This is a genomic window from Celeribacter sp. SCSIO 80838, assembly GCF_056498065.1.
Genome location: NZ_JAZKMA010000001.1, coordinates 965,561 through 991,903, shown reverse-complemented (window position 1 = coordinate 991,903; position 26,343 = coordinate 965,561). Strand labels below are relative to the sequence as shown.

Here is a 26,343-nt window from a genome sequence, read left to right as displayed (position 1 = left end):
CCGAGAGGCAGACGGACGAAGTCAACAATCCCTGGGATCGCTCGTGAAACGCCGTAAGCAGTTTCCCGGCGCGACAGCCTATTTCGACCGGCACGGGAAGCGGCGGTGGCGGTTTCGGGAGAGTGGGTTTTCAGCGGAACTGGGGAGCGAATACGGGTCCGATGATTTCGTCCGTCGTTACGAGGCCGCGGTCAACGGCCACAAGACGCGCGGGCTGATCGGGGCGGATCGGACCAAGCCCTACAGTGTCAGCCAGCTTATCGCGCTCTGGTATCGCTCACCCGAGTTCCTCGGCCTCTCGCTCAGTACGCAGAAGGTCTATCGCGGGATTGTCGAGAAGTTCCGTGAGGAGCATGGCGATAAGCCGGTGCGGTTGATGCAGCGGCGGCATGTGCAGACGATCCTGGCGGCGAAGGCCGAGACACCGACAGCCGCGAACAATCTGCGCAAGCGCTTGATCCAGTTGATGGATTTCGCGATCACGCTGGATTGGCGCGGTGATAATCCGGCGCGCGCGACGAAACCCTTTCGCGTAGGCGGCGACGGCTTCCACACTTGGGACGAGGACGAGTTGGCCCAGTTTTTCAAGACCCACAAGCCCGGCACGCTGGCGCATACAGCGGTGACGCTGATGCTCTACACCGGCGCGGCGCGGGTCGATGCGGTGAAGCTGGGGCCGAAGAATGTCCGCAATGGCAAGATCGAGTATCGACGGCAGAAGACGCAGCGGTCTGGCGGGGTGCTGGTTTCCGTGCCGATCCACCCGGACTTGGCCGAAGTGTTGGACAAGCTGCCCAAGGACCGCCCTTTCCTGGCCACTCAGAAAGGCGCGATGCGATCCGCTGGAGGGCTGGGCAATCTCATGCAGCGTTGGACCGAAGAAGCCAAGCTGCCCCAGTGCTCCTCTCACGGCCTCCGTAAAGCCTGCGCCCGTCGCTTGGCCGAGGCAGGGGCCACCGCGCACGAGATAGGCGCAGTCACAGGGCACAAAACACTGGCCCTCGTCCAGCGCTACACCGAGGCCGCAGGCCGCGAAGGCATGGCCGATTCCGCGATTGAGAAACTAATCGCTCGCCCCAATGGCGAGCGCAATTTGGCGAACCTTCCAAAGCGGTTCGCCAAGTCCGACACCAAACCCAAGCAGGGAAAGGAAAATTTATGAGAAGTGGTGAGCCGTGCAGGATTCGAACCTGCGACCCACTGATTAAAAGTCAGTTGCTCTACCAACTGAGCTAACGGCCCACTCTCTCAGCCTCATCGGCTGTGCGGCGGGGTTTACTGTCGTGGGTCAGGAGCGTCAAGCGTAAAACTGAGATTTTCTTGGAAAAGGTTTCGACAAGGTTTATATGCCCCGCCATGCAACAGGATTTTGACAGCTCCCCCCGCCTGCCCTTTCTGAAAATGCATGGGCTGGGCAATGACTTCGTGATCATCGATTCACGGGGACGGGAGGCTATTGTTACGCCTGAACTCGCGCTCGCGGTCGGGGATCGGCATCGCGGGGTCGGGTTTGATCAGCTGGCGGAGATTCGCAGCTCGGACGTGGCCGACATTGATCTGGATTTCTGGAATTCCGACGGCTCGCGCGCGGGGGCCTGTGGCAATGCCACGCGCTGTGTCGGTCGGTTGATGCTGGATGAAACCGGCAAGGATGAGGTCACGATTCGCACTGAGCGCGGGATTTTGATTGCCCGGCGCGCGGGCGACGAGGTCTCCGTCAACATGGGCCACCCTCAGCGCATGTGGGACGAGGTGCCGTTGTCGCATCCGGTGGACACCGATTTTCTGCCGCTCGAAGGCGAGCCGGTGGCGGTTGGCATGGGCAACCCCCATGCGGTGTTCTTTGTGTCGGACATCAAGGATGTGGACGTCGCAGGTTGGGGCAGACGGGTCGAATACGATCCGTTGTTCCCGCAACGCACCAATGTCGAATTTGCCGAGGTGCGGTCTCGCGATGAGATCAGGATGCGGGTTTGGGAGCGTGGCACGGGAATCACCTTGGCCTGCGGTTCAGGGGCCTGTGCGACCGCCGTAGCGGCCGCTGTGCGCGGGCTGACCGACAAGACCGTGCGGATGGAGGTCGACGGCGGCTGGCTGACGCTCGACTGGCGTGAGGATGGCGTCTGGATGACCGGGCCGACGCAACTGGTGTTCAAGGCGGAATTCGACACGTCTTTTCTGGAGCGCGTCTGATGTCCGCCAAACCGCCAATCTTTGCGACACTCGGCTGTCGCCTCAACGCCTATGAAACCGAGGCGATGAAGGAACTGGCCGAGGCCAATGGCGTCGAGAACGCCGTGGTGGTGAATACCTGCGCGGTGACGGCGGAAGCGGTGCGCAAAGCCCGACAAGAGATTCGCAAGCTCAGGCGCGAGAATCCGGAGGCGAAGATCATCGTCACCGGATGTGCGGCGCAGACAGAACCCGAGACGTTCAACGCCATGTCCGAAGTCGATCTTGTGATCGGCAACACGGAAAAGATGCAGCCCGAGACCTGGCAAGCCATGGGGCCGAATTTCATCGGCGACACCGAACGCGTTCAGGTCAATGACATCATGTCAGTGACCGAGACCGCCGGGCATCTGATCGACGGATTCGGCCGACATCGAGCCTATGTGCAGGTCCAGAACGGCTGCGATCACCGCTGCACCTTCTGCATCATTCCTTACGGTCGCGGCAATTCGCGCTCCGTGCCCGCCGGTGTGGTGGTCGATCAGATCAAACGACTGGTGGACAAAGGCTTCAACGAGGTGGTGCTCACGGGTGTGGACCTGACGAGCTGGGGTGCGGACCTTCCGGCCACCCCACGTCTGGGCGATCTGGTGATGCGCATCCTGAAACTGGTGCCGGATCTGCCGCGCCTGCGGATTTCGTCCATCGATTCCATCGAAGCCGACGACATGCTGATGCAGGCGATCGCCACCGAGCCGCGCCTGATGCCACATCTGCACCTGTCCTTGCAGCATGGCGACGATTTGATTCTCAAACGCATGGCGCGGCGCCATTTGCGCGACGATGCCATCCGCTTCTGTGAAGAGGCGCGCAAGCTTCGGCCCGAAATGACCTTCGGTGCGGACATCATCGCAGGGTTCCCGACGGAGACCGAGGCACAGTTCGAGAATTCTATGAAACTGGTCACCGACTGCAACCTGACCTGGCTGCATGTCTTTCCCTATTCGAAACGCGAAGGGACGCCCGCCGCGAAAATTCCGCGTCAGGTGAATGGCAAGGTGATCCGCGAACGTGCGGCACGACTGCGCAAAGTGGGCGACGAACAGGTTCAGAAGCACCTGCAAGCGCAGGTCGGACGCGAACACATGATCCTCATGGAAAACCCGCATATGGGCCGGACGGAGCAGTTCACCGAGGTACATTTCCAGAGGGCTCAGGCCGAGGGCGCGATCCTCAAGGCCCTGATCACCGGCGTGAAGGACACGCAACTCACCGCATGACGCCGATCCTCTATTCCTTTCGCCGCTGCCCCTACGCCATGCGTGCGCGACTGGCGATTGTCTCAGCCGGGATCGAGGTGGAACTGCGTGAAGTGGCGTTGCGGGACAAGCCTCAAGAGATGCTCGAGGCTTCCCCCAAAGGCACGGTGCCGGTTCTGATCACAGACACCGGCGTGATCGAGGAAAGCCGCGACGTCATGGATTGGGCGCTTGCACAGAACGATCCGGAGGGTCTGCGCGACATGCCCGCCGAGGGGGAGGATTGGATCGCGCAAATCGAAGGCCCGTTCAAAACCGCACTGGACCGCTACAAGTACGTCACCCGCTATCCCGGAACCGATCCAGTCGCGGAACGCGAAAAAGCCGCTGCGATCCTCTGGCAAGCGGATGCGGCCTTGCGTCGCAGGATCTGGCTATACGGTGACCGTCCGACACTGGCCGACCTCGCAACGATCACCTTCGTACGGCAGTTCTCCATGGTAGACTGGGACTGGTTCGGGGCTCAGGACTGGTCGGGCATTCAGGGCTGGCTTTACCGCTTTCTGGCGTCGGAACGCTTTACCGCGATCATGGAGAAGCATGCGAAATGGCAAGTCACGGATACACCAGCGCTTTTCCCGCAGCGAAAGCACACTCCGAGGATGCACCCTCTGGGTGGGTATAGGTAAATTTAAGATATATCTTATATCGGACACAATTTCCAGCCCCCGCGACACATCGCGCCGTTCACAATTCATTGAATGCTAGACTGAACGGCCTCCTGTCGCTAAAACCGCCTGCGAAGGGCTGCGGCAAAACCGCGGCCTCTCGCGCATTCGCCGGGGAGGACCGGCCGAAGAAATTGGAGAATTGCAGTGTCCCACGTAGATGAACACGAAGGCACCCGACGCGATTTCCTGTACTACGCCACGGGTGGCGCTGGTGCAGTTGCCGCCGGTGCTGTCGTCTGGCCTCTGGTCAACCAGATGAATCCGTCCGCCGATGTTCAAGCTCTCTCCTCGATCCGCGTTGATATCAGCGGCGTCGAGGTCGGAACCCAGCTCACCGTCAAATGGCGCGGCAAGCCGGTGTTCATTCGCCGTCGCACCCAGGAAGAGATCGAAATGGGTCGCGCCGTGACCATGGACGAACTCGTGGACCCGATCGCGCGCAACAACAACAAAGACGCCGAGCTCGACGCCTCCGACGAGAACCGCACGCTGGATGACGCGGGCGAATGGCTTGTCATGATGGGGGTTTGCACCCACCTCGGCTGTGTGCCGCTGGGCGATGGCGCCGGGGATTTCGGCGGCTGGTTCTGCCCCTGCCACGGCTCTCACTACGACACCGCCGGTCGCATCCGCAAAGGCCCGGCTCCCGAAAACCTTCCGGTTCCGATCGCCGCCTTCGAAGGCGATTCCGAGATCATTCTGGGCTAAGGGAGAAATTCATGTCTGGTATTCCGCACGACCACTATGAACCGAAGACCGGCCTCACCAAAGCGGTGAACTCCCGTCTTCCGATCATCGGCCTGATCTACGACACGCTGATGATCCCGACCCCGAAAAACCTGAACTGGATGTGGATCTGGGGCATCGTCCTTGCATTCTGCCTCGGGCTTCAGATCGTCACCGGCATCGTTCTGGTGATGCATTACACCCCGCATGTCGATCTGGCGTTCAAATCCGTCGAGCACATCATGCGCGACGTGAACGGCGGCCATATGCTTCGCTACCTGCACGCCAACGGCGCGTCGCTGTTCTTCTTTGCCGTCTATCTCCACATCTTCCGCGGCCTCTACTATGGCTCCTACAAAGCCCCGCGCGAGATCACCTGGATCATCGGCATGATCATCTACCTCCTGATGATGGCCACCGGTTTCATGGGCTACGTTCTGCCCTGGGGTCAGATGTCCTTCTGGGGTGCGACCGTGATCACCGGCCTGTTCGGCGCGATCCCGTTCATCGGTGAGCCGATCCAGACCTGGCTTCTGGGCGGACCGGCCGTGGACAACGCCACGCTGAACCGCTTCTTCTCGCTGCACTACCTCCTGCCCTTCGTGATCGCAGGTCTGGTGATCGTCCACATCTGGGCTTTCCACCACACCGGCAACAACAACCCGGCGGGCATCGACGTGCGCAAGACCTCGAAAGCCGAGGCCGAGAAAGACACGCTGCCGTTCTGGCCGTATTTCGTGATCAAAGACCTCTTCGCCCTTGGCGTGGTCCTGATCGCCTTCTTCGCGGTTGTCGGTTTCATGCCGAACTACCTCGGCCACCCGGACAACTACATCGAAGCCAACCCGCTTTCGACGCCTGCACACATCGTGCCGGAATGGTACTTCCTGCCGTTCTACGCGATCCTGCGCGCCTTCACTGCCGATGTCTGGCTCGTCCAGATCATCAGCTTCCTGACGGGCGGCATCGTTGACGCGAAATTCTTCGGTGTGCTCGCCATGTTCGGCGCGATCATTGCCATGGCTCTGGTGCCCTGGACCGACACGTCGTCTGTGCGTTCCGGCAAGTACCGCCCGATGTTCAAGGTCGCCTACTGGCTTCTCGTGTTCTTCTTCCTCGGCCTGACCTGGGCCGGTGCGCAGGGCACGGATCTGATCATGGTCGGCATCCTCGACGGTCACCCGGTCTTCATGCACAGCCTCTCCGGCGCCGATTTCGACAACACCATCGGCATGTCGGCTCCGGGCTTTGCCCTGATCGGCTCCGCCTACTGGTTCGGCTATTTCTTCGTGATCCTCCCGCTTCTGGGCATCATCGAGAAACCGCTGCCGATGCCGGCAACGATCGAAGAAGACTTCATCGCTCACTACCCGTCCGCCGCCAAAGAGCCGGCCGAGTGAGAAAGGACTTGAGGAACATGATCAAGAAACTCACCCTCTCCGCCCTCACCGCTCTGGGTCTTTCCGCCTCGGCCGCCATGGCCGCAGGCAGCGGTGGGCATATCCACGATGTGGACTTCTCTTTCGAGGGTCCCTTCGGCAAATACGACCAGATGCAGCTTCAGCGCGGCCTACAGATCTTCACCGAAGTCTGCACCGCCTGCCACGGCATGAAATTCGTGCCGATCCGCACCCTTGCGGATGAAGGCGGCCCGGAGCTTCCCGAGGATCAGGTCCGCGCCTACGCGGCCCAGTACCCGGTGAACGACGAAGCCTCCAACATGCATCTCTTCGACTATGAAGAAGGCGCTGCGCGTGCGCTGACCGAGAACGACCACTTCCCGGCCAATGCCTCGCAGAACGCACCGGACCTGTCGCTGATGGCGAAGGCGCGCGCGGGCTTCCACGGTCCGGCGGGCACCGGTATCAACCAGTTCCTGAAAGGGATCGGCGGGCCGGAATACATCGTCGCCATTCTCACCGGCTACACCGGCGAGGAGAAAGTCGAAGCGGGCACCACCTATTACGAGAACACCGCGTTCTCCACCGGTTGGATCGCCATGGCCCCGCCGCTTTACGGCGAAGACGTCGAGTTCGCCGACGGTCACTCCAACGAGCTGCACCACGAGGCCGAAGACGTCGCTGCCTTCCTGATGTGGGCTGCGGAGCCCAAGATGATGGCCCGCAAGAAAGCCGGTTTCGTCGCCGTGACCTTCCTTGTGATCCTCACCTCGCTTCTGTTCCTGACGAACAAGAAGCTCTGGGCACCGCATAAGGGCAAAAAGACCACGCTCTGATCCAGAGCCACACCAAAAAGAAAGCGCCCCAAACCGGGGCGCTTTTTTCATGTTCCGATATAGGTCTTGAGTCCCTCCGGCGGATCGGCCTTCATCTCCGCCCAATCGCGCGGCGGCTGGCATTGCCCGCCTTCGACCCAGATCACCAGATCGGCGAAGCGATCCACATCGGCAATGTCATGAGTGACCATCAACATGGTGGCCCCGAGTCTGTCACTGACCTCTTTCGCCAGCCCGATCATCTCGCCCCGCATCGCCGGTCCCAGCGCCGAAAACGGCTCGTCCAGAAGGATCAGGGGCTTTTCCTGCACCAGCACCCGCGCCAGCGCCACCCGGCTCTGTTGCCCACCAGACAGTTCCGCAGGGCGCCGCGCCTCCATGCCCGCAAGGCCCACCGCGCTCAGGGCCTCCGACACACGAATCTGCTCCGCTTGCGACAGGCGCAAGTTGGGCCGAATGCCAAGTCCGACATTCTGTGCGGCGGTCATATGGGCAAAAAGATTGTTGTCCTGAAACAGGTGCGAGATCGGACGCTCATGCGGCAAAGTCTCGGTCAAATCCTGCCCATTCCACAGAAGTCGCCCCGTGTCCGGCCCCTCGAACCCACCGATCAGTGAAAGGAGCGTGGACTTTCCGGCCCCCGAGGGTCCTATGACAGCAACACGAGACCCGAGCGGGATCACGCAATCGGCGGACAGGGTAAACTCCCCTTGAGTGAGACGGATGGATTGAAGCTCAAGCACGGCGCTTCCCCCAGAGATCGAAGATGTAAAACAGGGTCAAACTCAGCCCCAAAAGCAGCAAAGCCGCGCCCATGGCCTGATCCATGCGATAGGACCCCATGAGGCGGTAAATCTGCAAGGGGAGCGTGGCCGCCTCGGGGCGGGCAAAGAGCGTGATCACCCCCAGATCGCCCATCGACAAAGCCGCGGCGAGACCGGCGGAAAAGCCCATGGGGACACGAAGGCGGGGCAGATATACGAGCCTGATCCGGCTCAAACCGGTCATGCCGAGGCTGTTTGCAAGACGCCCATAATCGCGTTCTGCCCCCATCAAAGCCGGGCCAAGCGCGCGCAGGATGAAGGGCATCGACATCACCGCGTTGACCAAGGCCGTGATGGGCAGCGCCCAATCGGCCGGGTCGGTAATGGCGAAAAGTACGATGTAGAGACCGGTGCCCATGACCAGAGGCGAAGCCGCGATGGAGGACATGCCGATGACCTCCAGCCCCCGCCAGCGCAGGGAGGCGAGGGCCAGAGCGAGAGACATGAGGATCGCCAGAGCGGCAGAGCCAAGCGCTGTGATGAGGGAGCGCAAAGCGGCGCTCCAGACGGAGGGTGGGAGATCGACAAGGCCCCCGGCACTGCGGAGCGCGATTGCGAGAAGCGGCGTCAGAAGGAAGAGGCTGACGGCGACGATCCAGAACAGATCGAGCGCACGGGTGCGCAGGGTCTGGGCATCGAAGCGTTGAACGACACGATTGAGGCCGCCTGAGCCCATTTGCGGCACGCGGAATTTGAGCGACAGGACAACGGCCAAGGCACAGATCAGCACCTGAATGAGCGCCAGAAGAGAGGCTTTGCCAAGGTTGAAATCATAGCGAAACGCCTCATAAATCGCGAGTTCGACCGTGGTGGCCTTCGGTCCGCCGCCAAAGGTCAAAGCCACTGCAAAAGAGGTGGTACAGATCAGAAAGATGACCGTGAAGGCACCGGGAACGATGTCGCGCAACATCGGCAGTTCGATGTGGCGAAACACGTCCTTTGGCCCAAAATGCAGGGAGCTTGCCAAGCGGAACCGCTCCGCCGGGATCGCGCCCCAGCCCTGCAACAAAAGCCGCGTCGCCAGAGGCAAATTGAAAAACACATGCGCCAGCACGACGCCATGGAATCCGTAGATCGAAATCGGCTCTAATCCAGCCCAACTCAGTGCAATCGAGACAAAACCCGACTTGCCGAACACGGCAGTCAGACCGAGGATCGCGACGATGGTCGGCAGGATAAAGGGCGCCCCCAGAAGCGTGATCAAAAGCCCGCGCCCGGGGAAGCTCCGCCTCGCCAAAGCCCGTGCTGCGGGGATGGCAAAGAGGACGGAGAGCAGCGCCGACAAAAACGCCTGAACCACGGTGAACCGCACCGCGAGCCAGTCGAAATGGGAGAGCGCGGAGAAGGTCTCCGCCCGAAGCGCCACGGCACCCAGAGTGCCCAGGGTCAAAGCGACGACCAGAGCCGCCGCGATGAGCCCGGGCCAGAGCGTTATTGCGAAAACGCGGCGCGCCATTCGGCGATGGCCTCATCCCGAAGCGCGTCTGCCTCGTCTTCGCTCAGGAAAATCGCCTTTTCCGGGTAATTGAGTTGCGAGAACTCTTCCGGCCATTGGTCCTTCGGCAAAGCCGCCGGGTAGGACCAGTTGGCCGTGGGAATGATGTTCTGGAAGGTCGGCGACAGAATGAAAGCCATGAACTGATCCGCCAACTCCGACTGATCGGTTCCAGCCAGCTTTGCCGCGAGTTCGACCATGAAATAGTGCCCCTCATCGAAAAGCGCCGCCGATTTCGTCTCATCTTCTTCGGCGATGATGTGATAGGCGGGGGACGTCGTGTAAGACAGCACCATGTCCACCTCACCATCGGTAAAGAGGCCATAAGCCTCCGACCAGCCCTTGGTCACAGTGGTCACTTTCGGGGCAAGCTTGGCCCAGGCTTCGGGGGCCTCATCGCCAAACACCTCTTTGCCCCAAAGCACCAGAGCCAGCCCGGAAATCGAGGTGCGCGGGTCCTGTATGGCGATGCTCCAGTCCTCATCCGAATTCACCAGTTCGTGGAACGAGGTCGGCGGATTGGCGATCTTGGTGTTGTCGTAAATGAAGGCCGTGTAGGACCAGTTGAACGGCAGGAAGATGTCATCTTGCCAGTCAATCGGCAGAGTCAGAGGAGACAGGTCCAGCCCATGCGGCGCAAACAGCCCGGTCTCACGTGCCTTCTTGGTCACGTCGGAATTGAACCCGATGGCGACATCCGCCTTGGTTCGATCCCCCTCAAGCAACAGCCGGGGCAATAGATCGCCGGTGACATATTCGATTTCGCAACCGCACTGGGCCTCGAAAGCCTCCTTGATTGCCGGACCCGGCCCCCATTCGGAGGCGAAATAATCGGGTGCATAAATCGTGAGTGGGTCTGCTGAGGCAGCGGATGCGACAAAGAGCGCCGCAGTCATAAGGCCATATTTCATGGCTCGCTCCATATACTATGGGCGAAGAAAAAGGGCAGCGGTCGAGTGCTGATACCTTCCCTCCGCCGGTGTTAGCCGGTTCAGGTTCAACGGGTTCGCTGTCGCATCTCAGCCGTGATCTCTCACGGGCACCCCGAGGTAAAGGCGAAACTATTGCCCAAAGGAGAGAAAAACAAGCCCCTCCCGCAGCGCTGCGGAAGGGGCCATCTGTGATGATAAGCGCTGGCGCGTCAGTGTTTGTGCACGATCTCGGCCATTTCGGCTTCGACAGAAGCGTCGATATGGATGTCTTCCTCGCCGACCAGCCCCGCTTCCGGGTCCTCGAAAACGGACATGTCGATCTTGCCTTCGCCTTTCGCGACAATGGCGGTCACAACCGCATCACCCGTAATGTTCACAGCAGTGCGGATCATGTCCATGAGACGGTCGACACCGAGGATCAAAGCGATGCCCTCGATCGGAAGCCCCACCTGACCGAGCACCATCGTGAGCATGACAAGCCCCACCCCCGGCACACCGGCGGTCCCGATTGAGGCAAGCACGGCCATGGCGATCACGGTCAGATAGCCCATCACACCAAGATCAATGCCATAAACATTGGCAAGAAACACGGTCGCAACCCCTTGCATGATTGCGGTCCCGTCCATGTTGATCGTCGCCCCGAACGGCACACAGAAGGAGGCCACCGAATTGTCGACCCCCATGCGTTCGGTCACGGACCGCAGGGTCACCGGGATGGTGGCATTGGACGACGCGGTGGAGAAAGCGAAAAGCTGTGCGGGGCGAATTTTCGCCATGAAGGTGAAGGGATTCAGGCCCGAAAGCAGCTTCAAAAGGACCATCAGCGTCACGAAGAGATGGAGCAAAAGCGCCCCCGTGAGGGTGAACACATAGGCCAGAACTGGAATGAACAGCTCGATCCCCTGCTCGGTAAAGGTCTTGGCGATCAGCACGAAAACCCCGATCGGGGCAAAACTCATGACGATGGTCACGACCTTCATCATCACCTCGTTCATATATTCGCAGCCCTCGACAAAGGCTTTGGACCGATGCCCGAGCATCAGAACGGCAACGCCGAGGATGATCGTGTAGAAGATGATCTGAAGCATCTCACCGCTGGCAAAGGCCGCAACCGGGTTCGTCGGCACGATGGCGGCGAACACATCCCAAACGGTCGGCGCCTCTTTGCCGGTGATCCCGCCCGTCTCGACCCCGGTCATGTCAAAGCCTTTGCCCGGCCCGATGATCAGAGCGAGGATGATAGCAATGCCGATGGCCATGGCCGTGGTCATCAGATAGAGGCCGAAACTTTTGCCGCCCACGCGCCCCAAAAGCCGAATGTCGCCAATCCCCGTCACCCCGGTCAAAAGCGAAAAGAACACCAGTGGCACAACGAGCATCTTGAGCGCGTTGACGAACATCTTGCCGATCATGGCGAACAATCCGCCGATGATGTGTGTGTTGATGAATGCGTTATCGACCATATTCAGAATCACACCGAGGATCACCCCCGCCACCATCCCGATCATGATTTTAGCCGTGAGAGAGAGCTTCTTGTCTCCCGGCCCCTGAATTGTCCCTGTCGACGTCATTTTGATCTCCTTACCGAGTAAGCACCCCCTCAGCCTTCCACGGAAATCCATTTTCGCCAAAGAACTTCGCAGGGAAATAAGGAGGCAAACTCCCCTTTAGCGCATCGATTGCCCAAAGATGTGACATCGGTTAAAGCAGGAACAACGCGAGGAGCCCGCCATGAGCATGAACACATTCGGACATCTTTTCCGCTTCACCACCTGGGGTGAAAGCCATGGCCCCGCCTTGGGCACCACGGTGGACGGCTGCCCGCCGGGGATCGAGATCAATGAGGACATGCTTCAGGTCTGGCTCGACAAACGCAAGCCGGGCACATCGAAATTCACCACCCAGCGGCGCGAGCCGGATCAGGTGGAAATCCTCTCAGGCGTGTTCGAAGGCAAGACCACCGGTACGCCGATCCAGTTGATGATCCGCAACACGGATCAGCGTTCGAAAGACTACGGCGAGATCGCGCAGGCGTTCCGCCCCGGTCACGCCGACATCACCTATTACCAGAAATACGGCATCCGTGATTATCGTGGCGGCGGGCGTTCCTCCGCGCGGGAAACCGCCGCGCGCGTGGCCGCCGGTGGCGTGGCGCGAGCGGTTTTGGCCGAATTGGTGCCTGATTTGCAGATCATCGGCTATATGACCCAGATCGGGCCGCATGGTATCGAAGGCCCCCGTGACATGGCCGAAATCGAAAACAACCCGTTCTGGGTGCCCTCCGCCACGACGGCCGAGAAATGGGGCGATTATCTGGGCGAAATTCGCAAGAGCGGCTCTTCTGTTGGCGCGATTGTCGAGGTGGTCGCAAAAGGCGTTCCTGCGGGGCTCGGGGCGCCGATTTACGCCAAGTTGGACACGGATCTCGCCGCTGCGATGATGTCGATCAACGCTGTCAAAGGTGTCGAGATCGGCGAAGGCATGAATGCCGCCTGTCTCACCGGCGAAGAAAACGCTGACGAGATGCGAATGGGGCCGAATGGGCCTGAATTCGGGTCGAATCATGCGGGCGGTATCCTTGGCGGGATTGCCACCGGGCAGGATGTTGTGGTGCGCTTTGCGGTGAAACCGACGTCTTCGATCCTGACCCCGCGCAAAACAGTCACGAAATCCGGCGAAGACACCGATCTGATCACCAAGGGCCGCCACGACCCCTGTGTCGGCATTCGCGCCGTCCCGGTGGGCGAGGCGATGATGGCCTGTGTGATCCTCGATCACTTGCTCTTGCATCGTGGCCAGATCGGCGAGGGGCTTCGCGGCAAAATTGGCTGAGATTCTCACCATTTTCGGGATCACATTCCCGATCTTCGCCATCGTCGCCATCGGCTATGGCACCGTCACAAAGGGCGTGTTTCGCCCTGCGGACATGGGCATCCTCGGCGGCTGGGTGATGAATTTCGCCCTCCCCGCCCTCGTCTTTGGCGCCATCTCTTCGCGCCCGATTTCCGAGGTCATCCACCCCGATTATATCGCCGTCTATGCGCTTTCCGGCGTGCTCACGGCGGGCCTCACCTTTCTCTGGTTCTCCCTCGTCGCCGATCCCGGTCGGCGCGGCGTGGTGACCATGGTGTCCTATTGCCCGAACTCGGGCTTCATCGGCTACCCGATGTTCCTCATCCTCGTCCCGGATCACGCCGGGATCATCCTCGCGATGAATTTCCTCGTCGAGAACATCGTCTTCATTCCGCTCGCACTGATGGCCATCGAAGCCGGAAAACCGCGGGAAGACCGGCGGGGCAACGCGCTTCAGCAACTCGGGCAGGTTCTCAAGGGGCTCGTGAAACGCCCGCTTGTGATCGCGATCATCCTCGGCTTCATCGTCTCCGCACTGGGACTCAGCCTCCCCGGTCCTGTAAGACACCTCATCCAGCTCGTCGCCAATTCCGCCTCTGCCGTGGCGCTCTTCGTCATCGGCGGCTCGCTGGTCGGCCTGTCGTTTCAGGGCAATCTGCGTCTGGCAAGCCAGGCCGCCGTGGGCAAACTCATCGTCATGCCGCTCTTTGCCGCCTTGGTGATCTTCACCATGGCACAATTCGGCCATCGGATGGACCCGGATTTCCGCATCGCGGGCTATCTCTCCGCCGCGCTGCCGACCATGGCCATCGCAGCACTCTTCGCTCAAGAGGTCGGACGCGGCGCGCTGGCCTCCCTCTCGATCCTGATCAACACTTTGGGCGCGTTCATCACGCTCAACATTGTGCTGTTTCTGGTGGTTTAGAGACTGTTTTCTCCGCCGCAAAGCCAAAGAAAAAGGGTCGCGAAACGCGACCCTTTCCCTCAAACCTGAAAACCGGTTCAGCCGTTCACGCTGTCTTTCAGCGCTTTGGCGATGGTCATTTTCACGACCTTGTCGGCTTCTTTTTTCATCTGGTCGCCGGTCTGCGGGTTGCGAACCATGCGCTCCGGGCGTTCGCGGCAGTAGATTTTGCCAACACCCGGCAGGGTCACGGCGCCACCGGCGGACACTTCTTTGGTAATGATCGCAGTGATCGCTTCGAGTGCGACACCCGCGGATTTCTTGTCGCTGCCCATTTCTTCGGCCAGAGCAGCCACGAGCTGGGTCTTGGTCATCGGTTTCGACATTGTCTGTATACTCCTCGTACGCCCCCCTTGGATTAGGGGGTTATCGCGCATTTCTAAGCTAATATTGCGGGGGCATACAACGCCTAGTGTACATATACTGGGGTTTTTCGCGCATTTTGGACGAAAAAGACTCACTTACAGGAAGGCCGTCTCCTCGAAAGAGCGCAATTTCCGGCTATGGATTCGCTCAATCGGCATCTCCCGCAAAAGCTCCATGGCGCGAATACCAATGAGCAGATGTCGCGAGACCTGCGATTTGTAGAACTCGGACGCCATCCCCGGCAACTTCAATTCGCCATGAAGCGGCTTATCCGACACGCACAAAAGCGTCCCATAAGGCACACGGAACCGGAATCCATTGGCGGCAATCGTCGCACTTTCCATGTCGAGACCGATCGCCCGCGACTGGCTCAACCGCTGCACCGGACCGGATTGGTCCCGAAGCTCCCAGTTCCGGTTGTCGATCGTCGCCACCGTCCCCGTCCGCATGATCCGCTTGAGCTCATAGCCTTCAAGCTCGGTGATCTGCTCCACCGCATCCTCAAGCGAGGTCTGAATCTCCGCCAGCGCCGGGATCGGCACCCAAACCGGCAGATCGTCATCCAGCACATGATCTTCGCGCAGATAGGCATGTGCCAGAACGAAATCGCCAAGCCGCTGGGAGTTGCGCAGCCCCGCACAATGCCCAACCATGATCCAGGCATGCGGCCGCAGCACCGCAATATGATCCGTCGCGGTTTTCGCATTCGACGGCCCGACCCCGATATTCACCAAAGTGATCCCGCCGCCATCGGCACGTTTCAGGTGATAGGTCGGCATTTGCGGCATCTTCGACGTGGGCGGGATCACCGTATCGGGATCGGTGATTTCGACATTCCCGGTCGAAACGAAGCTGGTGTAGCCGCTTTCCGGATCGGCCAGAACCTTGCGCGCATAGGCCTCGAATTCCGAGACGTAGAACTGATAGTTGGTGAACAGCACATGGTTCTGGAAATGGCTCGCATCGGTCGCGGTGTAATGCGACAGACGGGCCAGAGAATAATCGATCCGCTGCGCCGTGAAGGGCGCGAGCGCGGAAGACCCATCCTCGTGGAGATAGCCGAACCCGTTCACAATATCATCATGGGTGGTGCTCAGATCCGGCACATCGAAGACATCGCGCAGCGGAAAGGCCATCGCCCCTTCCTGCGGTACGGTGATGTTTTCGTCATTGGCGACCGCGAAATGCACCGGCATCGGGGTCTGCGACGACCCGATCTGAACCTGCACCCCGTGATTGCGGATGATCTGGGTGATCTGTTGTTTGAGATAATTGCGGAACAGGTCCGGTCGCGTGATCGTCGTCGAATACTCCCCCGGCCCCGCCACATGACCAAAGGACAGCCGACTGTCCATCGTCGCATGCGAGGTCGTCACCACGCGAATCTCCGGGTAATAGGCCCGATACCGCGCCGTCGGCTTGTCCCCGCGTGCGATCATCGAGAATTTTTCCGCCAAGAAAGAACAGGCTTCCGTATAGAGCTCTTCGAGTTGGCTGACCGCCGCCTCCGCGTCGGAATAACTCCGTGGATCGCGCTCCGGCGGGGTTTCAAGCATCAGGCTCGTCAAACGGCTGTCCATTCTTATATTCCTTTTATCAGCACGGTATCGGCACAGTTGAGACCATGTGCGGCACGGACGCAAGAGCCCCGAAATCAGGAGAGACCCATGATCCCGCAGAAACTGTTTTCCTTCGGTCACGGCTATAGCGCGCAGGCTTTGGCCCGTCGTCTCCTGCCGCAGGGCTGGGAGATCATTGGCACCACGCGTAACCCCGAAAAGGCACGGGAATTTGACAGTGCGGGTGTCCGCCCTGTTTTGCTCGGACAAGAGCCGCTTCCAGCGCAATTTGCCGGTGCAACCCATCTCTTGATCTCTGCCGGACCGGATGCCGACGGTGATCCGTTTCTGCGCAACCATCGTCAATGCCTGATCGACGCCGCCCCCAATCTTCGCTGGGTCGGCTACCTCTCGACCACCGGCGTCTATGGCGATCATGGCGGCGCGTGGGTGGATGAGGACACCCCTCTGACCCCGGCCACGAAACGCGGCATCGCACGGGTTCAGGCCGAAGCGGACTGGCAGGAGACTGCGCAGGATTTGGCTCTAAACCTGTCGATCTTTCGCCTCGCGGGCATCTACGGGCCGGGTCGCGGCCCCTTCGCCAAGGTCCGAAATGGTACGGCCCGGCGCATCGTGAAAAAGGATCAGATCTTTTCCCGCATCCATGTCGAAGACATCGCTCAGGTTCTGGAAGCCTCGATCCACAGACCCGACTCCAGCGGAATCTATAATATCTGCGACGACCTTCCGGTCCCGCCGCAAGAGGTGATCGGCTATGCCGCCGAACTTCTCGGCCTGCCGCTTCCGCCCGAAGAGGATTTCGAAACGGCGGAGATGACGCCCATGGCGCGAAGTTTCTATGCAGAAAACAAGAAGGTGCGAAACGACCGGATGAAGCGGGATCTGGGCATCCGGCTCATCTACCCGGATTACAAAACCGGCCTGCAAGCCCTGCTGCAAGAAGATCAGTAACGCCAGTTCCGCCGATAATCCCAAAGCGTAATGCCGTACAGAACCACCCCGGCAAAGGTCAGCACCGCACCGACATAGCCCGACGAGGTGAACCCGTACCCCTTCGCAAGGTAAATCGAGGCGATGAAGGGTCCCAGCGCATTGGCCACATTGAAGGCGGCATGGTGCAAGGCCGCCGCCAGCGCCTGTGCATCGCGGGCGACATCCATGAGCCGGGTCTGCAACAGGATCGGAAAGCCGTTCGCCAGCCCCATCGCCAGCACCAGCCCCGCCATGGCCCCGCTTTGCCCCGCGATCAGCGGGTAAAGCAAAAGCAGACCGATATTCACGAACAGCATCAGAAACACCGACAGGTTCAGCGCCCGGTCCGCCGCCCAACCGGCAATCAGCGCGCCGAGCGTCATGCCAAGCCCCATCAGCGCCAGAAACCACGGCACGGCCCCCTCCACAACCTGCGTCACCTCCAGAAGCGTGGAGGTGAGATAGGTGTAGAAAGCAAAGAACCCGCCAAACCCGATTGCCCCGCTCAAGAGCGTCAAAAGCACCTGCCGGTTCTTCAGCGCACCAAGCTCCTGCACCGCATTGGACCCGCCGCCCGCCGCCGAAACCGGCGCAAAACTCAGGATCAGCCCCGCCGTCACCGCCGCCAGCACGCCGACCAGCGCAAAGGCCCAGCGCCAACCCACCGTCTGACCGAGCACATTCGCCATCGGCACACCGACCACCGTCGCAATGGTCAGCCCCAACATGAGACGCGCCACAGCCTTGCCCCTCTGCCCGGGTCCGGCAAGAGAGGCCGCAAGCAAGGCCGCCACGCCGAAATAGGCACCATGCGGCATGCCGCTCAGAAACCGTGCAATAAACATGGCCGTGTAATTCGGCGCAATCGCCGAGAGGATATGGGTCAGACAAAACATCGCCATCAAACCGACAAGCAACACCCGTCGCTCGATTCGCGCCGCCGCAATGGCGATCATCGGCGCACCGACGACAACCCCCAGCGCATAGGCCGAAACAAGGTGACTGGCCTTCGCCTCATCTATGCCCAGCCCCCCGGCCATATAGGGCAAGAGGCTCATCGTCGCGAATTCCGTCGTCCCGATGGCGAACCCGCCCATCGCAAGCGCGAAAAGAACGATACCCGGACGGGTGCCGGGCGCGGCTGTGGAGGCAACGGCCATGGGAAATCCTGATTTGAGGCAGACTGCAAACGCCAGTCTTCGTTCATTCAGATCAAAGGATCAACCGCACGACCAAAGCGCTGGCGTCATACCCGCCTTGCGAAAACCGGGATCAGGCGCGTTTGCTGGCAATATCGGCAACCCCGAGCACGGAGAGCACCTTCGTCTCGATGTCCGGCGTGTTGAGACCGGCGGTCGCATACATGGCCTCGGGGCTGGCATGGTCGATGAACGTATCCGGCAAAGTCATCGAGCGGAACTTCAACCCGTGATCAAAGACGCCCTCATTGGCGAGGAAATCCGCCACATGCGACCCGAATCCACCGACAGACCCCTCTTCCAGAGTGATCAGCGCTTCGTGATTGGCCGCCAGATCGCGGATCAGATCGTGATCGAGAGGCTTGGCAAACCGCGCATCGGCCACGGTGCAGGAAATGCCCTTGGCCGCAAGATTCTCTGCGGCTTTCAGCGCGGGTTCGAGACGCGTTCCGAAGGACAGAAGCGCCACGCGCGTGCCCTCGCGCACGATCCGGCCCTTGCCAATCTCCAGAACTTCGCCACGTTCCGGCATCTGGACGCCAACGCCCTCACCACGCGGATAGCGGAAGGCAATCGGCCCCTCATTATGAGCGACAGCGGTCGCCACCATATGTTTCAACTCCGCCTCATCGGCAGCGGCCATAACGACCATGCCCGGCAGGTTTGCCATAAAGGCAATGTCGAACGCCCCAGCATGGGTCGCCCCATCGGCGCCGACAAGCCCGGCACGATCAATGGCAAACCTCACCGGCAGGCGCTGGATCGCCACGTCATGCACGACCTGATCGTAGCCGCGCTGCAAAAACGTCGAATACATCGCGCAAAACGGTTTCATCCCGCCTGCGGCCAGCCCGGCGGAGAAGGTCACTCCGTGTTGCTCGGCAATGCCAACGTCGAAACACCGCGTCGGAAACCGTTCGGCGAAAAGGTCGAGCCCCGTGCCATCCGGCATAGCGGCGGTCACGGCAACAATCTTGTCGTCCCGCTCCGCTTCCTGAATGAGCGCATCCGCAAAAACCCGTGTGTAGGACGGCGCATTGGATTTCGCTTTTTTCTGTTCGCCGGTGCGCACGTCGAATTTCGCCGTCGCATGCCCCTTGTCCGGACGGCTTTCGGCAGGCGCGTAACCCTTGCCCTTTTTCGTGATCGCATGGATCAGGATCGGCCCGGTGGCCCGCGCCTTCACAGTGCGAAGCACGCTCAGAAGCTGGTCCATGTCATGCCCGTCGACCGGACCGACATAGGAAAAGCCCAGCTCCTCGAACAGCGTCCCGCCCACGGTCATGCCCTTGAGCATCTCCTTGGCGCGTTTTGCCCCTTCCTGAAACGGATGCGGCAAAAGGGAAACCGCGCCCTTCGCAGCCGCTTTCAATTCCTGAAACGGCGCCCCGGCATAGAGACGGGTGAGATAGGAAGACAGCGCCCCGGTCGGCGGCGCGATGGACATTTCGTTGTCGTTCAGAATGACGATCAGGCGTTTGCCCAGATGGCCCGCGTTGTTCATCGCCTCGAATGCCATGCCCGCAGACATCGATCCATCACCGATCACCGCAATCGCGTCGCCCAGCCCGTAATCCGGCGCGCCACCGAGATCGCGCGCCACGGCAAAACCCAGCGCTGCGGAGATCGAGGTGGAACTGTGCCCGGCCCCAAAGGGGTCAAAGGGGCTTTCAGAGCGCTTGGTGAAGCCCGAAAGACCTTTTTCCTGTCGCAGCGTCCGCATCCGGTCGCGACGCCCTGTCAGGATCTTGTGCGGATAACATTGATGCGACACGTCCCAGATCAACCGATCTTTCGGCGTATCGAACACCGCATGCAGCGCCACGGTCAGCTCCACCACGCCAAGCCCTGCCCCAAGATGTCCACCCGTCTCAGAGACGGCGGAGATCACCTCCTGACGGAGCTCGGTCGCAAGACGTTTGAGCTCGACATCCGACAGCGCCTTGAGATCGGCGGGGACATTCACGCGGTCAAGTGTCGGTGTGGCTGGACGATCGGACATGGCGTCTCGCTTTCTCAGGTTTCCCGCGAAATAACGAAGCGGGCGACGTCTCGCAAGGGTTCGGCCCGCGTTCCATAGGGGCTTAAGGCCGCACAGGCTTCATCGACCAAGGCCGCGGCACGCGCTTTCGCCCCCTCAAGACCCAGAAGCGACACGAACGTCGCCTTCCCCGCATCGGCATCCTTGCCCACGGCCTTGCCGGTTTTTTCGACATCGCCTTCGACGTCGAGAATGTCGTCCTGAATCTGGAACGCGAGACCAAGCGCCTTGGCATAGGTCCCAAGCGGTGCCGGATCGGCCCCGGCCAGAATCGCCCCCGCCCGCGCCGACCATTCGATCAGCGCCCCGGTCTTGTTGCCCTGCAACACAGTGATCTCGTCGAGGCTCAGAGGCGTCGCGGAGGTCTCCGCCGCAATATCCTGCGCCTGCCCCAGAACCATGCCCCGCACGCCGGAGGAGGCTGCAAGAGAGGCGATCAATTCGACCCGAACCTGGCTGGAAACACCCAATTCGGGACGGGTCAGAAGCTCGAATGCAAGGGTCTGAAGCGCATCGCCGACGAGCACCGCCGTCGCCTCGTCCCAGCGCTTGTGCACGGTCGGCTGACCCCGGCGCAAATCGTCGTCGTCCATGCAAGGCAGATCGTCATGCACAAGGCTATAGGCATGCAGCGCCTCGATCGCGGCCGCAGCCCAGACGGACTGCGCGGGTGCAATCCCATGCAATGCCGCACCTTCCATCACGAGGAAAGCCCGCAACCGTTTACCGCCCTCAAGCGCATAGCGCATGCCCTCCTCCACGGGCATGGCGCCAAGCGGGGACAAAACAGTGTCAAAACAGGTGGAAACCGCCGCTTTGCAACGCACCAGACCGTCTTGCATCAGACACCTTCGGCCTTGGTCACGCCCTTGGCCTGCCCGTCCGGGCCGATGGTGATCTTTTCGACCTTTTCCTCGGCGTCCTTGAGCTTGGCCTCGCAATGCGCCTTGAGCGCCGCGCCGCGTTCGTACAAGGCAATGCTGTCCTCAAGCGCCACGTCACCGCGTTCGAGCTTGCTCACAACCTCGTTCAACTCCGCCATGGCGGTTTCAAAGGACATTTCGCTGACCGGCGTATCGCTCATCTGACTCTCCAAAATGCTTTCTCACTGCATATAGGAAAACCGGCGGGAAAGGCCAGTTTGACTTTGCCGACTTACTCCGGCGTCAGCATATATCCCGCACCGCGCACCGTTTGCAGATACCGCGGCTGGCGCGGGTCGTCTTCGAGCTTGCGGCGCAGACGGGTGATCTGAACATCGACGGCGCGTTCCTGCGCCTGATCGCCATCGCGCCCCAACCGTTCAACCAATTCGCTCCGCGTCACCGGCTCCCCCGCAGAGGTGACGAAAATCTTCATCAACTGCGCCTCGGTCCCGGTCAGACGCACGATCTGGTCGCCTTCCCAAAGCTCGCCGCGCTCGACATCGTAACGGAACCGCCCGAGATGCAGGTATTTCGGCCCCGCCTCCGCCTGTTCCATCTGCGGCATCCGACGCAGCACGGCATTGATCCGCAGCAAAAGCTCTTTCGGCTCGAAGGGTTTCGGCAGGTAATCGTCCGCCCCGGCCTCAAGCCCGGCGATCCGGTCCTCGGTCTCGCCCTTCGCGGTCAAAAGCATGATCGGCGTCGACATGGTTTTGCGCAGATCGCGCGTCAGGCTGATCCCGTCCTCGCCCGGCATCATCACATCGAGCACAATGAGATCGAACTCCAGCCCCGCAAGCAAACGCCGCGCATGGGCCGCATCCCGCGCCGCGGTCACACAAAACCCGTGCCGGATCAGGAATTTCTGCAACAGCCCCCTGATCCGCTCGTCATCGTCCACAATCAGAAGGTGGATTTCCCCACTCAACCTAGTCCTCCTTCCCGGACAGCGCGTTGAAAAACGCCGTCTGATCCGGGTCCATCATCGCCTCCAGAACCCGCCGGAACCCCGACACGGCCTCATGGCCCGCCTCCCGATACGCCGCGCGCATCCGGGCGCGTTGCACCTCCGCAATCTCACCTTCAAGCACTTTACCCGTCTCCGTCAAATAGAGATGACGTTCGCGCTTGTCCTGAACCCCCACCCGGCTCTCCACCAGACCGTCTTCGATCAGCGTCCGAAGCACCCGGTTGAGCGACTGTTTCGTCACACCAAGAATGCCCAGAAGGTTGTTCACATTGGTTCCCGGCGCGCGGGAAATGAAATGCAGCGCCCGGTGATGCGCCCGCCCGTAGCCGTGTTTTTCCAGAATACGATCGGGGTCCGCCGTAAAACCGCGATAGGCGAAAAACATCGCCTCGATGCCTTTGCGGAGCTGCTCATCCGTCAGAAAAAGCAGCGCTTCCCCACTCTTGGTTCCGCCAGCCTTACCATCCGCCATATCCTGCCTCGTTCTCGAACTGCGTAAATTACGCACAGTTTAAGTCAGCGTTGTTGACATTCCAAGACGGAATTGATAGCGAAACCGGGATTTCACGCAATAATCATCCCATTTGTCGCCACTCGGCGCAACTTCACGAAAGCGGGATGTCGAAAAAGGAGAGCCCCATGGCTGGCAGCTACGAAGATCGCGACGGCTACATCTGGATGGACGGCGCACTCGTCGACTGGCGCGACGCCAAGGTCCACATTCTCACCCATGCCATGCATTACGCCTCCTCCGTGTTCGAAGGCGAGCGCTGCTACAACGGCAAGATCTTCAAATCTGTCGCGCATTCCGAACGGCTGATCGCCTCGGGCAAAGCGCTCGACATGCCGATCCCCTATTCCGTCGAGGAAATCGAAAAGGCGAAATACGACATGCTCAAGGCCAATGGCTGGACCGACGCCTATGTGCGTGTGGTCGCTTGGCGCGGGGCGGGCGAAGACATGGGTGTTTCCGCCATGCGCAACCCCGTCCGCATGGCCGTCGCGGGCTGGGAATGGGGCGCCTATTATGGCGACGCCAAGATGAAGGGCGCGAAACTCGACATCGCGAAATGGAAACGTCCCTCGCCGGAAACCATCCCGACTGCCGCCAAAGCCGCCGGTCTCTACATGATCTGCACCATGTCGAAACACGCCGCCGAAGCCAAAGGCTGCTCCGACGCGCTGTTCATGGACTATCGCGGCTATGTGGCCGAGGCGACCGGCGCGAACATCTTCTTCGTCAAGGACGGCGAAGTGCACACGCCGATCCCCGACGCGATCCTCAACGGCATCACCCGCCAGACCGTCATCGCCATGCTGAAAGACAAGGGCGTGACCGTGCATGAGCGCCGCATCCTGCCCGAGGAGCTTGAAGGTTTCGAACAATGCTTCCTCACCGGCACCGCCGCCGAAGTCACTCCCGTGGGCCAGATCGGTGACTACATGTTCGAGGTCGGCGCACTCACCCGCGAGATTTCCGAAGATTACGAAAAGCTGGTGCGCAGCTAAAATTAACCGGGAAATAAGGGCTTTCTGCCAATCTGCGACCGTATGATTGGCAGGAGCTTCCCGTGGTCTCGAAAAAAGACACCATCGTCATCACCCTCATCACGGTGTTCGTCGTAACACCGGCCATCTTGGCGCTGACCGCGTATTTCATAACGAAAAACCCGTCCCTGCGCCCGCTCGGCATCACGGTCGAACGGTTGACGGAGGCCGGTCAGATCGAAAGCAAAAGCCTGATCATCGCCGTGGTCGACATCGGCCAGGAGGCGAAAACAACCGCCACCAGAGACCAGTACAAGACCGCGCTGGAAACCGCCTTTGCCCGCATGGAGGCGGAGGTTCAGGTCAAATTCCGCACCATCCCCGGCAGCCGTGAGGTGAACGTCACCTATCTCGTCGGGGAAAGCCGCATCGGCCCCTTCCCCATCGCCCGCGCCGCCGCCGGTGTCGCCGCCGCGACTCAGGCCGAGCGCATGGTCGTCGCCCAACGCAAAGCCGTCGAAAAGGAACAGGAACGCCGCGCCCAGATGAAACGCGACGGCTTCTGGCCTCATGTGCTGGAGTAATGGAAACGCTTTAAAGCGCGTCCGCCTTCTTGCGTTTCGCGGCACTGACCCCGAGCGCGCGCTCCCGCAGGATGATCACGATGCCAGCGGCAATGACGATGGACGACCCCAAAAGCATCGGCTTCGTCGGCACGTCTCCGAACACGGTATAGCCAATGATGAGAGCGAAAATCATCGAGGCATAATCGAACGGCGCAAGAAGCGAGGCATCGGCATAGCGATAACAGGAGGTCAGGAACACCTGCGCCACCCCGCCAATCAGCCCACCGAGGATCAGAAACACCAAGACCTTGCCGCTCGGCATCACCCATGGTGTGACGAACAGGGTCAAAAGCCCCGCAAGCGTACAGGACATCGAAAACCAGAACACGATCGACGTCGTACTTTCCGTCCGCACCATGTTACGCACATGCAATTGCACGATGGCCGCCAGACAGGCCCCGCCCAGCGCCATCATCGCGCCAAGCTGCTCCTTCGGATCGGGCGCGCCGTGCAGCACCGTCATCCGCGGCGCAAGCACGATGGTCACCCCGATCAGCCCCGCAAACACCGCTGTGAACCGGAACAGGCGCACATCCTCCCCCGCGAACATCGCCGCGAAAATCACCAGAAGCAAAGGCGAGGCATAGCCGATCACCGTCGCCTCCGGCAGCGGCAAAAGTGCCAGCGCCATGAAATTGAGAAACATCGCGCTCGCCCCGATCAGCCCGCGCCACAGGTGTCCCATCGGCGATTTGACCTTCAGCCCCTGCCGGAACTCACCGCGTCCGGCCAGCCAGATGAAAATGATCGGCAAGGCAAAGAACGACCGAAAAAACACCGTCTCGCCCGCGGGCACCTCATCGCTTGCCGCCTTCACCAACGCCGCCATGATCACGAAACAGATCACGGAAGCGAGTTTGAGGCCGATGCCGCGGAACGGCTGCATGGTGCATCTCCTGTCAGGTGGGGATACGGTTGTGTGTCATTCCTCCGCCAATCGCGCAACGGCCCATCGGGCCGCGTCGCGCACGGTGGGGTCGACATCCTCGCACAACCCTGCCGCTACGTCACGCAATTCGGGTGTTCCGGAATTGCCGATGGCATAGAGCACATTGCGCACGAAGCGATCCCGTCCGATCCGCTTGATTGGAGAGCCGGAAAACTTTTCCCGGAATCCCGCATCCTCCAGAAGCGCCAGTTCCGCCAGCGGCGGAGAAATCAAATCCGCCCGCGCCGCAAACCGCATGTCCTTCGCCCTGACCGCGAACTTGTTCCACGGACAGGCCGCCAGACAATCGTCACAGCCGTAAATCCGGTTGCCCATTCGCGCGCGCAACTCTTCCTCCACCGGCCCGTGATGCTCAATCGTCAGGTACGAAATGCATCGCCGCGCGTCGATCTGATACGGCGCCGGAAACGCGCCCGTCGGACAAGCGTCGAGACAAGCACGACACGACCCGCAATGCTCTCTTTCCGCCGGATCGGGGTCGAATTCATAGGTCGTAAAGATCGCCCCGATGAAAAACCAATTGCCCAGATCGCGAGACAGGAGATTGGTGTGCTTGCCCTGCCAGCCAAGCCCGGCCTGCGCCGCCAGAGGCTTCTCCATCACCGGCGCGGTATCCACGAAAACCTTGATCTCCGTGCCCTCCCCCGCCTGCTCAATGAGCCAGCGCCCAAGTCGCTTGAGCCGCTTCTTGACGATGTCATGATAGTCCCGATTGCGGGCATAAACGGATATTGTGCCGGATTCGGCTCTGTTTATCGCCTCCATCGGATCGTCGTCCGGCGTATAGGCTTCGGCCAGCATGATCACCGAACGCGCCTCCGGCCAAAGCGCACCGGGGTCCCCCCGCCACTGCATCCGCTCTTCCATCCAGCCCATCTGGCCATGCCGCCCCTCGGCGACAAAACGCTCCAAACGCTCCATGGCCCCGGGGATCTCCGGACGCCCGAAAGAGGCCTTGGAGAACCCTTCCTCCAACGCCCGCGCACGCACGATTTCCTTATCGAATCCGGCCAAACGAAGCCCTTTCTTTT

At 60.6% G+C, this 26,343-nt stretch carries 26 protein-coding genes, 1 tRNA gene and 1 riboswitch; of the genes, 12 read left to right on the top strand and 15 right to left on the bottom strand.

Going from position 1 to position 26,343, the window contains the following annotated elements; genetic code table 11:
• Window positions 1-43 precede the first annotated feature (43 nt).
• Window positions 44-1,162 carry a tyrosine-type recombinase/integrase gene (locus V1475_RS04825; RefSeq protein WP_479411840.1) on the top strand — a complete coding sequence of 373 codons (1,119 nt, stop codon included), beginning with the start codon at window positions 44-46 and terminating at the stop codon, window positions 1,160-1,162.
• 4 nt (window positions 1,163-1,166) lie between these two features.
• Here the strand turns inward: V1475_RS04825 and V1475_RS04820 are convergent.
• Window positions 1,167-1,242 (bottom strand) — tRNA-Lys (locus V1475_RS04820).
• A gap of 114 nt (window positions 1,243-1,356) precedes the next feature.
• On the opposite strand from V1475_RS04820, the gene dapF reads away from it, so the two are divergent.
• From dapF to V1475_RS04790, 6 genes are all read left to right on the top strand, one after another.
• On the top strand, window positions 1,357-2,193 hold the full coding sequence (gene dapF, locus V1475_RS04815) for a diaminopimelate epimerase (protein WP_479411839.1): 837 nt from the start codon (window positions 1,357-1,359) through the stop codon (window positions 2,191-2,193).
• On the top strand, window positions 2,193-3,452 hold the full coding sequence (gene mtaB, locus V1475_RS04810; protein ID WP_479411838.1) for a tRNA (N(6)-L-threonylcarbamoyladenosine(37)-C(2))-methylthiotransferase MtaB: 1,260 nt from the start codon (window positions 2,193-2,195) through the stop codon (window positions 3,450-3,452). The genes dapF and mtaB overlap by 1 nt, the downstream gene beginning before the upstream one ends.
• Entirely contained in the window at window positions 3,449-4,120 is a 672-nt protein-coding gene (locus V1475_RS04805; protein ID WP_479411837.1) for a glutathione S-transferase, read from the top strand. The genes mtaB and V1475_RS04805 overlap by 4 nt, the downstream gene beginning before the upstream one ends.
• 186 nt (window positions 4,121-4,306) lie before the next feature.
• On the top strand, window positions 4,307-4,870 hold the full coding sequence (gene petA, locus V1475_RS04800; protein WP_434289657.1) for a ubiquinol-cytochrome c reductase iron-sulfur subunit: 564 nt from the start codon (window positions 4,307-4,309) through the stop codon (window positions 4,868-4,870).
• Between the two features lie 11 nt (window positions 4,871-4,881).
• Window positions 4,882-6,288 (top strand): cytochrome b, encoded by a 1,407-nt coding sequence (locus V1475_RS04795; RefSeq protein WP_434289658.1) that lies wholly within the window; start codon window positions 4,882-4,884, stop codon window positions 6,286-6,288.
• A gap of 17 nt (window positions 6,289-6,305) precedes the next feature.
• On the top strand, window positions 6,306-7,124 hold the full coding sequence (locus tag V1475_RS04790; protein ID WP_479411836.1) for a cytochrome c1: 819 nt from the start codon (window positions 6,306-6,308) through the stop codon (window positions 7,122-7,124).
• Between the two features lie 47 nt (window positions 7,125-7,171).
• Here V1475_RS04790 and V1475_RS04785 read toward each other — a convergent pair whose 3' ends face one another.
• The 4 genes from V1475_RS04785 to V1475_RS04770 all read right to left on the bottom strand — a co-directional run bounded on the left by V1475_RS04785 (window position 7,172) and on the right by V1475_RS04770 (window position 11,946).
• Entirely contained in the window at window positions 7,172-7,867 is a 696-nt protein-coding gene (locus V1475_RS04785) for a thiamine ABC transporter ATP-binding protein (RefSeq protein ID WP_479411835.1), read from the bottom strand.
• Window positions 7,860-9,404, bottom strand: a complete 1,545-nt coding sequence (locus tag V1475_RS04780) for a thiamine/thiamine pyrophosphate ABC transporter permease ThiP (protein WP_479411834.1) — start codon at window positions 9,402-9,404, stop codon at window positions 7,860-7,862. The genes V1475_RS04785 and V1475_RS04780 overlap by 8 nt, the downstream gene beginning before the upstream one ends.
• Window positions 9,380-10,354, bottom strand: coding sequence for a thiamine ABC transporter substrate binding subunit (thiB, locus tag V1475_RS04775; protein WP_479411833.1), 975 nt, complete (start codon window positions 10,352-10,354; stop codon window positions 9,380-9,382). Before thiB ends, V1475_RS04780 begins: the two co-directional genes overlap by 25 nt.
• Before the next feature lie 40 nt (window positions 10,355-10,394).
• Window positions 10,395-10,500: riboswitch (TPP riboswitch) on the bottom strand.
• An 84-nt stretch (window positions 10,501-10,584) separates the two neighbouring features.
• Window positions 10,585-11,946: a dicarboxylate/amino acid:cation symporter gene (locus tag V1475_RS04770; protein ID WP_479411832.1), complete on the bottom strand. Its 1,362-nt coding sequence runs from the start codon at window positions 11,944-11,946 to the stop codon at window positions 10,585-10,587.
• Window positions 11,947-12,106: 160 nt separating this feature from the next.
• Here V1475_RS04770 and aroC point away from each other — a divergent pair, with 160 nt between their 5' ends.
• The gene (aroC, locus tag V1475_RS04765) at window positions 12,107-13,207 is read left to right on the top strand and encodes a chorismate synthase (protein WP_479411831.1); all 1,101 of its coding nucleotides are present in this window, start codon (window positions 12,107-12,109) and stop codon (window positions 13,205-13,207) included.
• Entirely contained in the window at window positions 13,200-14,153 is a 954-nt protein-coding gene (locus V1475_RS04760; protein WP_479411830.1) for an AEC family transporter, read from the top strand. Before aroC ends, V1475_RS04760 begins: the two co-directional genes overlap by 8 nt.
• 77 nt (window positions 14,154-14,230) lie before the next feature.
• On the opposite strand, the gene V1475_RS04755 is transcribed toward V1475_RS04760, so the two are convergent.
• Together V1475_RS04755 and V1475_RS04750 are read right to left on the bottom strand one after the other, a co-directional pair.
• Window positions 14,231-14,518: an HU family DNA-binding protein gene (locus V1475_RS04755; RefSeq protein ID WP_434289665.1), complete on the bottom strand. Its 288-nt coding sequence runs from the start codon at window positions 14,516-14,518 to the stop codon at window positions 14,231-14,233.
• A 135-nt stretch (window positions 14,519-14,653) separates the two neighbouring features.
• Window positions 14,654-16,114, bottom strand: a complete 1,461-nt coding sequence (locus V1475_RS04750; protein ID WP_479413953.1) for an AMP nucleosidase — start codon at window positions 16,112-16,114, stop codon at window positions 14,654-14,656.
• A gap of 111 nt (window positions 16,115-16,225) precedes the next feature.
• On the opposite strand from V1475_RS04750, the gene V1475_RS04745 reads away from it, so the two are divergent.
• Complete coding sequence (locus tag V1475_RS04745; RefSeq protein WP_479411829.1) at window positions 16,226-17,092, top strand: SDR family oxidoreductase; 867 nt, start codon at window positions 16,226-16,228, stop codon at window positions 17,090-17,092.
• On the opposite strand, the gene V1475_RS04740 is transcribed toward V1475_RS04745, so the two are convergent.
• The 6 genes from V1475_RS04740 to V1475_RS04715 form a co-directional block, all read right to left on the bottom strand.
• Complete coding sequence (locus tag V1475_RS04740) at window positions 17,086-18,273, bottom strand: MFS transporter (protein ID WP_434289667.1); 1,188 nt, start codon at window positions 18,271-18,273, stop codon at window positions 17,086-17,088. The genes V1475_RS04745 and V1475_RS04740 overlap by 7 nt on opposite strands.
• Window positions 18,274-18,385: 112 nt before the next feature.
• Window positions 18,386-20,314: a 1-deoxy-D-xylulose-5-phosphate synthase gene (dxs, locus tag V1475_RS04735; protein WP_479411828.1), complete on the bottom strand. Its 1,929-nt coding sequence runs from the start codon at window positions 20,312-20,314 to the stop codon at window positions 18,386-18,388.
• A 14-nt stretch (window positions 20,315-20,328) separates the two neighbouring features.
• Entirely contained in the window at window positions 20,329-21,195 is an 867-nt protein-coding gene (locus tag V1475_RS04730; RefSeq protein WP_479411827.1) for a polyprenyl synthetase family protein, read from the bottom strand.
• Window positions 21,195-21,437, bottom strand: a complete 243-nt coding sequence (locus V1475_RS04725; RefSeq protein WP_066703249.1) for an exodeoxyribonuclease VII small subunit — start codon at window positions 21,435-21,437, stop codon at window positions 21,195-21,197. Before V1475_RS04725 ends, V1475_RS04730 begins: the two co-directional genes overlap by 1 nt.
• 71 nt (window positions 21,438-21,508) lie before the next feature.
• Window positions 21,509-22,207, bottom strand: coding sequence for a response regulator (locus V1475_RS04720; RefSeq protein WP_434289670.1), 699 nt, complete (start codon window positions 22,205-22,207; stop codon window positions 21,509-21,511).
• Between the two features lies 1 nt (window position 22,208).
• Window positions 22,209-22,721: a MarR family winged helix-turn-helix transcriptional regulator gene (locus V1475_RS04715; protein WP_434289671.1), complete on the bottom strand. Its 513-nt coding sequence runs from the start codon at window positions 22,719-22,721 to the stop codon at window positions 22,209-22,211.
• Window positions 22,722-22,888: 167 nt separating this feature from the next.
• Here V1475_RS04715 and V1475_RS04710 point away from each other — a divergent pair, with 167 nt between their 5' ends.
• Both V1475_RS04710 and V1475_RS04705 read left to right on the top strand, forming a co-directional pair.
• Window positions 22,889-23,758, top strand: coding sequence for a branched-chain amino acid aminotransferase (locus tag V1475_RS04710; RefSeq protein WP_434289672.1), 870 nt, complete (start codon window positions 22,889-22,891; stop codon window positions 23,756-23,758).
• A gap of 62 nt (window positions 23,759-23,820) precedes the next feature.
• Entirely contained in the window at window positions 23,821-24,321 is a 501-nt protein-coding gene (locus V1475_RS04705; RefSeq protein WP_479411826.1) for a hypothetical protein, read from the top strand.
• Between the two features lie 10 nt (window positions 24,322-24,331).
• Here V1475_RS04705 and V1475_RS04700 read toward each other — a convergent pair whose 3' ends face one another.
• Window positions 24,332-25,249 carry a DMT family transporter gene (locus tag V1475_RS04700; RefSeq protein ID WP_479411825.1) on the bottom strand — a complete coding sequence of 306 codons (918 nt, stop codon included), beginning with the start codon at window positions 25,247-25,249 and terminating at the stop codon, window positions 24,332-24,334.
• A gap of 36 nt (window positions 25,250-25,285) precedes the next feature.
• Window positions 25,286-26,326 carry a tRNA epoxyqueuosine(34) reductase QueG gene (gene queG / locus V1475_RS04695; protein ID WP_479411824.1) on the bottom strand — a complete coding sequence of 347 codons (1,041 nt, stop codon included), beginning with the start codon at window positions 26,324-26,326 and terminating at the stop codon, window positions 25,286-25,288.
• Window positions 26,327-26,343: the final 17 nt, after the last annotated feature.